The sequence below is a fragment of the Nonomuraea sp. NBC_00507 genome, from assembly GCF_036013525.1.
GTDB lineage: Bacteria > Actinomycetota > Actinomycetes > Streptosporangiales > Streptosporangiaceae > Nonomuraea.
The window spans coordinates 1,224,069-1,236,177 of the sequence record NZ_CP107853.1; the positions used below are offsets into that span (position 1 = coordinate 1,224,069).

Consider the following 12,109-nt stretch of genomic DNA (forward strand, 5'->3'; position numbering starts at 1 on the left):
TTGCAAAATGCAATATAGCTCGGCAAGAGGTCAGGCGTCGAGCTGCAGGAAGGCGCGGTCGATGGCCTGCCTCACCACGTCCTCCGGATACGGGAAGTGCTTGATCAGGTCGCGCAGCCCCTCCACGTGCGCCCGCTTGGCCAGCTCCGCCACGAGCGCCAGCTCGGCCTGCTGGCCCTGCGCGAACGCTCGGTCCACCACCGCGCCGTGCCCCGGCACGATCACCGGCTCCGGCATCTCGTCCAGCATCGCGGCAACAGTGGCTGGCCAGTCCAGCGGGTACGAGTCGCTGAATGCCGGCGGCGCGCCCTCCTCGACCAGGTCCCCCGCGAACACGACCCCGGCGTCGGGAACGTGCAGCACGACGTCGTTGCTGCTGTGCCCGAGCCCGAAGTGCCGCAAATGCACGATGCGCCCGCCGATGTCCAGGCTGGCCGCGGCTGTGAACGTCTGGTCAGGCGGCACGATCGTGATCTCCTCCAGCTCCTCCCGCCGGTCGGGCAGCTGCGCGATCACGTTGGCGCGTTGTTGCTCGCCGTACCGCTCGATCTCCTCGGCGCACCTGGCGTGCCCCCAGATCTCGGCGGGCCGGAACAGCGCGTTGCCGAAGTAGTGGTCGAAGTGGGAGTGGCTGTTGACGACCGTCCACGGGCCCGGGGTGATCCGCCTGACGGCCTCGATCAGGTCCGCCGCCTCCCGGTGCGAGGTACGCGTGTCGAGCACCAGGCAGTGCCCGTCATCACCGACGATCAGACCCGTGTTCATGTCGAACGACCGGTGACGCCGGACATAGACCCGGTCGCCGATCTCCTGCCACTGCTCGTTCATGCCAACGAACCCTACATTTCTAGCGGAATTCGAGTCCGTCAAACGCGTTCGAAGATCGCCACTGATCGATGTAGGCGAAGTACGCCGTCGCGCCCAGCGGGTAACCGACGTTGAGCCAGCCGCGCAGCCCGAGATCCTGGCCCTCGTTGTTGTAGTAGCCGGGCGTGCAGTCCGGCCCGCCGAGCAATGAGCCCGGCCCCGACTGCAGCAGCTCGATCCACGCGTCCTCGGCCTCCTTGGTCACCTCGACCTCCGAGAAGCCGTGGTCGAGGGCATGTTTGACGATCAGCGCGATCGTCCGGGCGGCCTCGGTGAGGTTGTGCGGGATGTTGGAGAGCAGGTTCGCGCCCTGCGTGTGCTGCACCAGGAAGGCGTTCGGGAAGCCGTGCACGTGGATGCCGTGCATGGTGCGCATGCCCTCGGCCCAGCGTTGCGACAGCCTGGCCCCGTCGCGGCCGGTCAGGTCGTACCCGGCCCGGCGGGTGTAGTCCGTGCCGACCTCGAAGCCGGAGGCGTAGATGACGCAGTCGACCTCGTACTCCCTTCCCGCGGCGACGACGCCGGTCTCGGTGATCCGCTCGACGCCCTTGCCGTCGGTGTCGACGAGATGCGTGCCGGGGAGGTTGAATGCCTGCAGGTATTCGTCGTGGAAGCAGGGGCGTTTGCAGAGCTGGCGATACCACGCCTTGAGGTTTCGCGCGGTCTCCGGGTCCGCCACGACGGCGTCGACGCGGGCGCGGATCTCCTCCATCTTCTCGAAGTCGGAGTCCTCGAAGGCGGCCCGCATCGTCTCAGGGGTCAGCTCGTCCAGCTGGCTGATCTTGGCGCGGACCCGGCGGGCGATGTCGGTCCAGCCGTCCATCACCAGGTCCTCCTCGGCCGCCGCGCCGGTCTGCATGGCCGTGAAGTTCTCCAGCCAGCGCTGCTGCCAGCCGGGCGTGGCGATGCCGGCGAACCACTCGGGGTCGGTCGGTCGGTTCCCGCGGACGTCCACGGACGACGGGGTGCGCTGGAACACGTACAGCTCCCTGCACGCCCGCGCCAGGTGGGGGACGCACTGCACGGCCGTCGCGCCGGTGCCGATGACGGCCACGCGTTTGTCCGCCAGCCGGTCCATGGGCGCGCCCGAGGCGTCGCCGCCGGTGTAGTCGTAGTCCCAGCGGCTGGTGTGGAACGCATGCCGCCGGAAGTCGTCGATGCCCGGGATGCCGGGCAGTTTCGGCACGTGGAGCGGGCCGATGCCCATCGCCACGAACTGGGCGGTGAACGCGTCGCCCCGGTTCGTGCGCACGAGCCAGCGGTCGCCGAGCCATTCCAGGTCCACGACCTCGGTGTGGAACAACGCGTGGTCGTACAGGCCGTAGTGCTTGCCGATGCGGCGGCAGTGCTCGAGGATCTCGGGCGCGTGCGCGTACTTCTCGGTCGGCATGTGGCCGGTCTCCTCCAGGAGCGGCATGTACACGTACGACGCCGTGTCGCACTGCGCTCCCGGGTAGCGGTTCCAGTACCAGGTGCCGCCGAAGTCGCCGGCCTTGTCGATGACGCGCACGTCGTCGACGCCGGACTCCTTCAGCCGCGCGCCGGTGACCAGGCCGGCGAACCCACCGCCGACGAACGCGACCGTCACGTGGTCGGTCTTCGGCTCGCGCTCGGTCCTCGGCGTGTAGGGGTCCTCGAGGTAGTGCGCGAGGCGGCCGGTGAGGCGCAGGTACTGGTCGTTGCCGTCCGGGCGGAGCCGCTTGTCGCGCTCCTCGCGGTATTTGCGGCGAAGGGCCTCTTTGTCGAGGACGGGGCGGGTCATGCAGCCTCCGGGAGCGAGACGTGGCGCCTGGATGACCGGGACAATTCCAGAATGTCATTCGGAAATGGCCTCCGACAACCCCTTCCGGTGGCCGGAGCACCACCGGTCCGGACTATGGTGAGAAACCCGGCACACGAGGAAGCAGAACCGCCTTGGGTCACCGCGCACTGGTCATCGCCATGCTGCCCGCCATCGGGCTGCGGGTGCTCGCCGTGCTCGGATTCCCGCCCGCGCTGCTGTTCTACGGCGACTCCTTCGCCTTCCTGCGCGAGGAGCTGACGCCGGGAACGGCCAGGCCGTCCGGATACTCCCTGCTGCTGGCGCTGTTGCGTCCCGCGCACAGCCTGACGCTGGTGACGGTCCTGCAGCACCTGCTGGGGCTGGCGCTCGCGGTCGGCGTCTACGCGCTGCTCAGGCGGCGCGGCCTGCCCGGCTGGGGCGCCACGCTGCTGGTGACCCCGCTGCTCTACGACGAGTTCCTCGTCCTCCTCGAACACATGATCATGGCCGACGCGATCTTCATCGTGCTGGTCACCACCGCCATCACCCTCATCGTGTGGCGCGTCACGCCGGCCACGGCCGCCGTGGGCGGGTTACTGCTCGGCCTGGCCGGCATCACGCGCACGATCGGCCTGCCGCTGCTGCTGCTCACGGCGGCCTACTTCCTGATCAGGCGGTACGGCTGGCGCCCGCTGCTGGCGCTCGTCGTGGCCGGGGCGATCCCGCTGGGCGCGTACGCCACCTGGACGAAGGCGGAGAAGGGCAAGTTCGCCCTCACCGAGGCGGACGGCAACTTCCTGTGGTCCAGGACGATGAGCTTCGCCGACTGCGACGTGATCAAGCCGCCGGAGCGGCTGGCCGTGCTCTGCCCCCGAATGCCCGTCGAGCAGCGTCCCTATCCGCCGCACTGGTTGTGGGAGAGCTTCTCCCCGCTGCTCAAGGTGCCGGGGACGGCCAACCGTAACCAGCTGGCCGGAGAGTTCGCCAGGCAGGCCATCCTCGCCCAGCCCGGCGCCTATGTGGGCACGGTCGCGACGGACCTCACCCAGTTGCTGCGCTGGGAGCGTACGGCCGCGGACGAGAAGACGCCGTACAAGTTCCCGGCGGCCGAACGGCCGATCAGCGCGTCGGTGCGGGGCGTCGCGGAGGCGTACGAGGCGGGACCGGCCGCCACGCGGGTCGTCGAGCCGTTCGCCGGATGGCTGCGTGCCTACCAGCGATTCGGGTATGTGCCTTACCCGCTGCTGATGGTGGGTTTGGTGGCCTCGCTGGCGCTGGCCGTGACGCGACGGCGATGGGACGCCCTGCTGCCGGCGCTGGCCGCGCTCGCGCTCGTCGCGGCGCCGCCGTTCCTGGCGGCCTACGACGTGCGGTACGTGATTCCGGCGATCCCGCTGATCTGTCTGGCGCTCGGATTGACCGTGAGCGCCAGGGCGCCGGGGGACGCCGCGGTCCGGCCCGCGACGGAGCCGGAGGCCGTGGCCGGCCGCACGGCCTGACCATTGCCGCCGCGAACGACGACTGCTACCGTGCCATGTGTAAAGAAATTCTTACAGGTGATGGGACCCTATGACCACGGCCGGGCCGACGGGCGACGACCTGGTCGAGATGCTGGCCGCGCTGGCCAACCCGCTGCGGCTGCGCATCGTCGCCAGGCTGTCCGACGGCCGTGACTACGTCAGCCACCTGGCGCGCGAGATCGGAGTGAGCCGCCCGCTTCTCCACATGCACCTGCGCAAGCTCGAGGCCGCCGGACTGATCGTCGGCAACCTGGAGCTGTCGGAGGACGGCAAGGCCATGAAGTACTACGAAGTCACGGACTTCAGCTTGCACCTGACCGCCTCGGCGCTGGCCGAGGCGGCGAAAACGTTGACCCCGGAGAAGGGTCCCGGAGCCGAGGAGCACTCCTGATGCTGGATTCCTGGCCAGAGGCGATCTTCTACCTCGGCGTGCTGGTCCTGGTCGCCTTCCTGATCGCGCTCCTCATCGTGGGCACGTTCGAAACGCGCAAGCTCAAGCTCCAGGCCGACCAGGCCGAGGATCTGCGCCAGCTCGTGCGCCGGTTCGAGCAGCTCGCCGAGGGCACGTTAGACGCCCAGCAACGCACCGCCTCCGACCTGGCCGAGTTGCGCGCCCGTGCGACGTCGATCGAACAGATCCTCCGCACGGTCGATTAGACCCCCTCCTGGGCCGTCACGGCCGCGAGGGCGCGTTCCGGCTGCGGACGGGCGGCGACTGCGACAATTCCGGGACCCATCGGACGATGAAGATCGCCAAGGCGATGATGACCGTGAAGGCTCCGGAGAGGGCGGCCAGCAACCCCACACCTGCCTCGCCATCGGGGTCGCCGATCCCCGACGGCCGCTCATGTGCCCATTCGGATGTGGCCCAGCCCAGCGCCATGACGACGGCGCCGTACACCATCGTGATCCCGCCGAGGACGTAGCCGGGAGGGCGTCTCCGCCGCTCGACGACGGAGAGCACGATGCCGGCCAGCAGCCCAGTCGGGACCGTCACGATCTGGCCCAGGACCAGCCCCATGACGGCCTCCAGACGTGCGTGCTCGAAGCCGTCGCCGCGCGGTGACCACCCGAGGGGAATCACGATCGCTCCGCACAGAAGCCCGATGGCCAGCCATCGAATGATCGCCATGGAGATGATGATCCTGGAGTTGCCGGACGGCGCGCCAGCTCGGCGGCATAATGACGCCCGATGCCGAAATTTCCAGACCTGGCTGAGTATGCGGCGGCGATCGCGCCCATCATCGACGCGGCCCATGTCAATGTGCATGCCTCGGCGCTCAAGGCGGTCACTGAGCTGGCCGAGACCTCCGGCGTGACGCCCGGGCTGCTGTCCGACCTGCGGTTCGTGTTCCCCCTACGGCCGGTGACAAGAGGCCAGCTCGGCAGCATCTACCGATACGGCGGGGCAGACGTCCAGGAGCAGGTGCGCACAGGCACGCTGGTGGAGAACGACGGCGTCCTTCGGCTGACGACGGAAGGGCTGGAGTTCATCCACCGGCTCTATGAGCTGCACGGCGCCGCGGCCGAGCGGGTCTGGGGCGGGCACGACCTGCCCGCGCTGGCCGGGCTGGTGGGCAGGGTGCTCGACCAGGCGGGGCGGCTGCCCGGCGCCGGCTCCGGCGCGCTGGCGGCGGTGGCGCCGCCGTACGAGCCGGAGTGGGCGGCGCCGGGGGTGCTGCTGTTCAACCGGCTCGCCGTGCTCCGCTACCACCGCGCGGACGCGCACGCCGCCGCCTGGCAGGCAGCGGGCCTGTCCGCAGCCGAGATCGTCGGGCTGAGGAACGGGCCGCTGCGTGCCGGGATCGAGGCGGACACCAACCTGCGGGCCGGCGCGGCGTACGAGGTGCTGTCCGCGGAGGAGCGGGACACCTTGTACGACGGCCTGCTCAAGCTGGTCTGAGCGCCGTGAGCAGGCGCCCGACCTGGGTGCGGTCGTTGACGCCGAGCTTGTCGTAGGCGGCCTGCAGGTGGTTGGCCGCCGTCCGGGTGGACAGCGTCAGCCGGTCGGCGATCTGCCGGTTCGTCAGTCCGGCGGCGGCGAGCTGGATGATCTCCCGCTGCCGGGGCGTCAGCTCGGGCGTGGCCAGCTGCACCAGCGCGGGCGTGGTGATGCCCGGGCAACGTTCGGCCAGCGCCCAGGCCCTGGTCTGCGCGCCCCTGGACTGGGAGCCGCGGCCGGCGTCCCGGTACGCGGCGGCCTGCTGCGCCGTCGCCTCGGCCGCGTACAACACCAGGCCCAGCCGCTCGAACTCGGCCGCCACGACCTCCAGCTCACCCGGATCCCCGACGGCCCGCGCGTGCCTGGCGAGAAGGCCGGCCAGCGGCCCGTCCACGCGTTGCGCCAGTGCCGACAGCGGGTCCGCGGCCGGTCCAGGCGCGCCGAGCCGCACCAGATCGTGCAGCGCGAACATCAACGGGCCGGCCTGCTCGTGCCGCTCCGCCAGATCGGCGGCCACGATGGACAGGCGCACCGCCTCGTCCAGATCGCCCTCCGCCGCCGTCACCCAGACCGCGGCCTGCAGCACGGGCAGCCGGGTGAACGGCCAGCGTGCCGCCATCTCCTCCGCCTCCGTGAGCGTGGCGCGAGCCTGCTCCGTCCGCCCGAGCAACGCCAGCGCGTGGGCCAGCTCGCCCAGGCATCTGCCCAGGTACGGCGTGCGCGTCGGCAGCCGGGCGGCGTCGTCCCTGCACCACCTGGCCGCCCCTGCCGCATCCCCGCTCAGCCTGCTGACCAGCGCACGGTAGGCACCGAACCCGGTCACCGACAGCTCGCCGGCGTGCAGCCCCATGCCCTCCTCGGCCGTACGCGCGGCCGCCTCCAGCCGCCCGCTGTACACCTGCGCGGCGCACCGCGCGTCCAGGAGCGTCGGCAGCGCGTGCGGCGCTTCGTCCGCCCAGCCGGCCATACCCGCCCGCAGCCTCTCGGCCACCGCCAGGCTGTGCTCGTAGCGTCCGGAGTACGCGTCCACCCACGCCCCCAGGCAGGCCGCGTGCGCCGCGCCGCGCACGCTCCCCGGCGTGCACCCGAGTGCCTGCGTCAGCCACCCGGCGGCCCCGGTCAGGCGGCCGGCGAGGAAATCGGCCACACCGCGGTAGGTGCAAATCTCCTGCCGCCAGGCCGGCTCGCTCAGCGTCTCCGCGGCCCGGTCCAGCACCCGGCACGCCTCGGCGTCCGCGCCCGCCCACGCCAAGTTGATCCCCAGGCTGGCGGCGTGCTGGGCGCGATCGCCCTCGGTGACCGCGTCCCGAGCCGCCTCCCGCAGCGACTCCACCGCCGCGTCCGTGTCGCCGAGCACCATGAGGACCTCGCCGAGCAGCGCCAGCGCCGCCACGCCCGCCCCGGCGTCCATCGCCGCTCTGGCCAGCCGCGCCGCCAGCCGGGGGTCCTGGCGGGCCCAGGCCAGCCGCGCGGCCGCCATCAGCATCTCCGGCTCGGCGGCCGAGCCGCTGTCCAGCCGCCACACGGCCGCCCGCAGCTGGTCCTCGCGCCGTCGCAGCCCCGTGGCCTCCAGCGCTTCGGCCAGCATGCGCCGCCGGCGCCGGGCCCGTAAGGTGCCGCAGCCGACGCGTACGACCTCGCCGTAGAGGGGGTGAGCGAGCCGCAGGAGCTCGCGCCGCCCCTCGCCCTCGGTCACGACCAGGCCCCGATCCTCGACCCGCTCGACCGCCCCGGCCGAGGTCAGCTCCGCCAGCAGGCCGGCGCCCAGCGGCTCGCCGAACGCGACCAGCTCGAGCACCTCGCGTTCGTCCTCGTCGAGGTGGCCGATGCGCTCGCTCACCAGCTCGCGCAGCCGCGTGCTGACCGACAGCTCGCCCCGCCAGCGCCACTGCCCGTCCCGCTCGGCCAGGCATCCGGAGGTGCGGCCCGCGTGCACGACCTCGCGCAGGTAGAGCACATTGCCCCCGCTGACCCTGGCCAGGTGCCGTACGGTCGCCGCGGCCACTTCGCCGCCGAGCGCGCCCGCCAGCACCTGCCCGACCTCCTCCCCGGTGAGCGGCGGCAGCTCGATCCTGGTGATCAGCTCGTCCTTCCACAACGCGGCGACGGGAGCCGGCTGCGGTTCGCCGCTGCGTACCGTGACCAGCAATTTCGCCTCGCCGTTCTCGGCGAGGTAGCGCACCAGCGCCGCCGAGGCCTGGTCGAGCCGGTGTGCGTCGTCCACGCTGACCACCAGCTCGCCCATGCGAGCTCCGGCGTGCAGGCGGCGGGCGGCCCAGCGCAGCAGGTTCTCCCCGCCCTCCGGCGGCCCCGTCAGCACGTGCGCGAACGCGCCGAACGGGATCATCGACGCGGTCACGGTGCCCAGCGCGCGCACGACCGTATAGTTCGCCTGCCCGGCCAGTGCCTGCGCCGCCAGCCTGCTCTTGCCGACCCCTGCCTCACCGGCGATCATCACGCCGACTCCCGACCGCAGAGCCTCCCTTACGGTCGCGAGTGGCCCCCCTCGCCCGACGAACGGCCATCCGCTCCCCAGCTGCTCGCTCATCGCGCCTCCTCTCCGCCGCCCATGGTGCGGGAGCGACATTCGCGGGAGGTTCAGGCCGGATCGCCGTCGAGTCCGGCGGCTTCGCGCAGGAGGTCCAGCAGCGCTTCGGGCCCGTTGAACGGCACCGGCTCGCACCCGACCTCTTCGAGCAGCCCAAGGAGCCGGCCGCCTGATTGTTCGGGCTCGACCAGCCGGACGATGACCGTTCTCACATGGAGCACCATCTCTCCGGCCGGTTCAGGTCTGGTTCAGGTGGGGTACGGGGCGGGCTCGACCTCCAGCTCGCGCATCCGTTCCGCGTAGAGGTGGTAACGCCTGCGGGCGTCGCCGCGGCGGCCCGCCAGATCGAGCACCCGTACCAGGCCCAGGTGGGCACGCTCGTCGTAGCGGTCGCGCTCGAGCAGCCGCAGCCAGTAACGCGCGGCCTCGTCGTAGCGGCGCTCGCCGGTCCTGGCGGCGGCGAGCCTGGCCGCGGCCTGCACATATCCGAGCCTGGCCTGCTCGCGCAGCCCGACCGCCCAGTCCGCGTACGGGTCCTCTTCGCAGAACTCGCCGCCATAGGCGCTCTCGGCGGCTGCCCACCGCGCCAGGGCCTCGGCGGTGTGGCCGGCCTGGTCGAGTCTGGTGGCCACGGCCACCAGGTCCAGAAATTTCTCGACATCGAGGTCAACGTGCGACAGATCCAGGCGTAGCGCGCCTTCTTCGGAAACCACGATGTCGTCGGGAGGGTGTTCCCGCTCGGGGTCGAGCACGGCCCGCAACGTCGACACCATGACGTTCAACCGCCGCAGCCCGACCGCCTCGTCCTCCTGCTCCGGCCAGAGGATCTCCACCAGGCGTTCCCTGCTGATCCCGCTCCCCCGGCGGCCGGCCAGGATCTTCAGCAGGTCGCGGGCCTTACGGGACTGCCAGGCGGTGCGCGCGACGGGCACGCCGCTCAGCAGGACGCGGAACGTTCCCATGGTCTCGACGACGACCCTGGCCCCGGGCTCGGGCACGGCGCGGGCGATGAGCGCGTCGATCCGGTCGTCCAGCGCCCGGCAGCCGATGGCGTGCATGCGCTCGCGTACCGTCATGGCGGTGTCCCGGCCGGTCGCCGGGTCGGCCAGCGCCGCCCGGACCAGCTCGGCCCTGGCCTGCCCGATCGGGTCGCCGAGCATCGTCCACTTGCGCACCGCCTCGTCGGCGAGCTTGGGATCGCCGGCGAGCACGGCGCGCAGCTCCACGATGGCGGCCTGGGCGGCGTGGTCCCTGCGGCGCACCGCGACGGGCGCGATCTCCTCCAGCAGCTCCCTCGCGCGGGCGGGCCGCCCGGCGGCCAGTGCCACGCGGGCCGCCGCGACCAGCGCGCCGACCCCTGCGATGCCCTCGGCGTGCTCCAGCGCCTGGTCGGCGACGCGGACGGCCTCGTCGGGGTCGTCCGCGGCGAGCAGCTCGGCCAGCTCGTTGAGCGCGTTGGACCGCACCTGCACGTCGCCGGGCGGGGCCTCGGCGATGATCCGCCGGTAGGTCGTGGCCGCCGCCGTGCGGTCGCCGCGGAGCGCGTGGACCTTGGCCACGTGGAGCAGCCCGTAGGTGACCAGCTTGGAGCCCACGGCCTCCCACCCGGCCACCGCGGTGGCGGCTTCGGTGGCGGCCTCCTCCAGTCGGCCGAGCCCGATCAGCGCCTCGGCCCGGTTGCAGGCGTTCAGCGTGGCGAAAGGGGCGAACGACAAAAGGTCCACCAGCCGACCGGCGAGATCCGTCTCGGCCAGTGCCTCGGCGTATCCGCCCTCGTCCAGATAGCGGGAGGCGCGGTTGGCATGGATGCGGATGAGCTGGACGACGTCGCCTGCGCGCTCGGCGTACTCCAGTGCCCGCACGTAGTGGGCGTCGTTGGCGCGACGGTCGCCGTCGAGGGAGGCGAGCATGGCCAGCACCGTGTGCGCCATCGCCAGGGCGGCCGGGTCGCCCAGCGCACTGGCCTGCTCCATCGCCTTGTCGGCGAGGTCGGCGCAGCCTGCCCGATCGCCTTTCATCCACAGCACGGAGGCGGCGGAGGCGGCGCACATGGCGGCGTCGGCAGGCGGGAAGCCGTGCTCGTAGCCCCTGGAGTACATGGCGATCGCCGCGTCGTAAGCGCCGCGCCGGTGGTCGATGAAGGCGAGCCGCCTGGCCACGAACGCGTCGAACGCCGGGCCTTCGGCGGCCTGGGCGAGCAGGTCGCGGGCCTCGTTCCAGCGCCCGCGATTCTGCTCGGCGATGCCCGCCAGCTTGAGCATCTGGGGAGAGCGGCGGGCAGGCTCGGGTAACAGGTCGAGCGCGGCCGGCACGTCGCCGCGTTCGGCCAGGCGCAGGCCGTAGGCGTCGAGGAGCGAGGCGGCCAGGCCGGGGTGCGCGGTGGCGACCGCGGCACGCAGGGCGAGCTCGGGCTGGTCGTGCTCGACGTACCAGCGGGCGGCGACCGCCGCCACGTCGTGGGCCTCGTGCCGGTCCAGCGGGGCATGCCGGGACAGGACGTGCGCGCTGGTCTGGGTCAGGCGGTGGCCGTCCTGGTCGGCCTCCAGGAACAGGCCACGGCTGGTCAGCGAGTCGAGTGTGCCGGGCGGCGCGCCGAGCGCCGCGGCGAGGTCGCCGGTCAGCACGGGCAGAACGGTGGCGGCACGCAGCAACTCCCGCATGGCGGCGGGCAGGTCATTGAACGCGTCGAGCGTCAGGCGTTCGAGGGTGGCGGAGGTTCCTGCCAGGGCGGCGGCGGTGCGCGGCCACGTGGTGGGATCCTCCCTGGCCAGCGTGTCGAGCGCGGCCTGCACGGCGGCGGGCCAGCCGCCGCAGGCGTCGTGCAGTGTGGCCGCCACGGCGGCGCCCGGCTCCCCCAGCCGTTCACGGGCCCAGGCGGCGGTCTCCTCCGCAGTGAGCGCCAGATCGGTCGCGTCGAGATCGAGCACCTCGTGGTCCTGGCGCAGCCGCGCGGTCGGGAACGGCAACGGCGCCCGCGACGCGGTCACCAGGTGCAGGTGCCGGGGCGCGGCCCGGACCAGCGTCTCCACGTAACGTACGGCCCCCGGCGCGCCCGCGATCGCCTCGACCCCGTCGAAGACCAGGGCCAGCGCCTGCCGCAGCCGCCTCGACAGTGCCTCGGCGAGCGCGCCCGCCAGCGCCGCGGCCCTGGACAGCTCGTCGGCGTTGGGGTCGAGCGGCGCCTGCGCCGTCGTGATGAGGTCGGCGGGCAGCCCTGGCACCGCCTCCGAGAGTGCCGTGGCCACGGCTCCGGCCAGCGTGGGCACGTCGCGGTCGGCAGGGCCGAGCCGGTGCAGCACCGCCCCGACGGCCTGGCTCCACCCGGCCAGCGCGATGGATTTCCCGTAGCCCGTCGTGGCCACGAGCATGGTGAGCCTGTGCGTCAGCGCCCCGTCCAACCGCCGGTCGAGGGCGGGACGGGGTTGCACCCACCCTCGGTCCACCCCCGCATCGTACGAGCGGCTCCACGG

General features: G+C 72.3%; 10 protein-coding genes. 4 read left to right on the forward strand and 6 right to left on the reverse strand.

The features are described 5' to 3' along the window. Nucleotides 1-30 precede the first annotated feature (30 nt). Complete coding sequence (locus OHA25_RS06365) at nucleotides 31-828, reverse strand: MBL fold metallo-hydrolase (RefSeq protein ID WP_327586659.1); 798 nt, start codon at nucleotides 826-828, stop codon at nucleotides 31-33. A 19-nt stretch (nucleotides 829-847) separates the two neighbouring features. Next, complete coding sequence (locus OHA25_RS06370) at nucleotides 848-2,629, reverse strand: flavin-containing monooxygenase (RefSeq protein ID WP_327586660.1); 1,782 nt, start codon at nucleotides 2,627-2,629, stop codon at nucleotides 848-850. A gap of 152 nt (nucleotides 2,630-2,781) precedes the next feature. Here OHA25_RS06370 and OHA25_RS06375 point away from each other — a divergent pair, with 152 nt between their 5' ends. The 3 genes from OHA25_RS06375 (at nucleotide 2,782) to OHA25_RS06385 (ending at nucleotide 4,806) form a co-directional block, all read left to right on the forward strand. Next, nucleotides 2,782-4,128: a hypothetical protein gene (locus OHA25_RS06375; protein WP_327586661.1), complete on the forward strand. Its 1,347-nt coding sequence runs from the start codon at nucleotides 2,782-2,784 to the stop codon at nucleotides 4,126-4,128. A gap of 70 nt (nucleotides 4,129-4,198) precedes the next feature. Continuing rightward, nucleotides 4,199-4,540, forward strand: a complete 342-nt coding sequence (locus OHA25_RS06380; RefSeq protein WP_327586662.1) for an ArsR/SmtB family transcription factor — start codon at nucleotides 4,199-4,201, stop codon at nucleotides 4,538-4,540. Beyond that, nucleotides 4,540-4,806 (forward strand): hypothetical protein, encoded by a 267-nt coding sequence (locus tag OHA25_RS06385; RefSeq protein WP_327586663.1) that lies wholly within the window; start codon nucleotides 4,540-4,542, stop codon nucleotides 4,804-4,806. Before OHA25_RS06380 ends, OHA25_RS06385 begins: the two co-directional genes overlap by 1 nt. Before the next feature lie 16 nt (nucleotides 4,807-4,822). Here OHA25_RS06385 and OHA25_RS06390 read toward each other — a convergent pair whose 3' ends face one another. Then, complete coding sequence (locus OHA25_RS06390) at nucleotides 4,823-5,281, reverse strand: hypothetical protein (RefSeq protein ID WP_327586664.1); 459 nt, start codon at nucleotides 5,279-5,281, stop codon at nucleotides 4,823-4,825. Nucleotides 5,282-5,341: 60 nt separating this feature from the next. Between OHA25_RS06390 and OHA25_RS06395 the strand changes: the two genes are divergently transcribed. After that, nucleotides 5,342-6,052 (forward strand): hypothetical protein, encoded by a 711-nt coding sequence (locus OHA25_RS06395; protein ID WP_327586665.1) that lies wholly within the window; start codon nucleotides 5,342-5,344, stop codon nucleotides 6,050-6,052. On the opposite strand, the gene OHA25_RS06400 is transcribed toward OHA25_RS06395, so the two are convergent. Genes OHA25_RS06400 through OHA25_RS06410 form a run of 3 tightly spaced genes read right to left on the reverse strand, consistent with a single transcriptional unit; the run spans nucleotide 6,039 to nucleotide 12,082 of the window. Continuing rightward, the gene (locus tag OHA25_RS06400; protein ID WP_327586666.1) at nucleotides 6,039-8,639 is read right to left on the reverse strand and encodes a helix-turn-helix transcriptional regulator; all 2,601 of its coding nucleotides are present in this window, start codon (nucleotides 8,637-8,639) and stop codon (nucleotides 6,039-6,041) included. The genes OHA25_RS06395 and OHA25_RS06400 overlap by 14 nt on opposite strands. A 50-nt stretch (nucleotides 8,640-8,689) precedes the next feature. Further along, a complete protein-coding gene (locus tag OHA25_RS06405; protein ID WP_305917703.1) occupies nucleotides 8,690-8,851 on the reverse strand; it encodes a hypothetical protein in 162 nt (53 codons plus the stop codon). A 36-nt stretch (nucleotides 8,852-8,887) separates the two neighbouring features. After that, nucleotides 8,888-12,082: a BTAD domain-containing putative transcriptional regulator gene (locus tag OHA25_RS06410; RefSeq protein ID WP_327586667.1), complete on the reverse strand. Its 3,195-nt coding sequence runs from the start codon at nucleotides 12,080-12,082 to the stop codon at nucleotides 8,888-8,890. Between the last annotated feature and the right edge of the window lie 27 nt (nucleotides 12,083-12,109).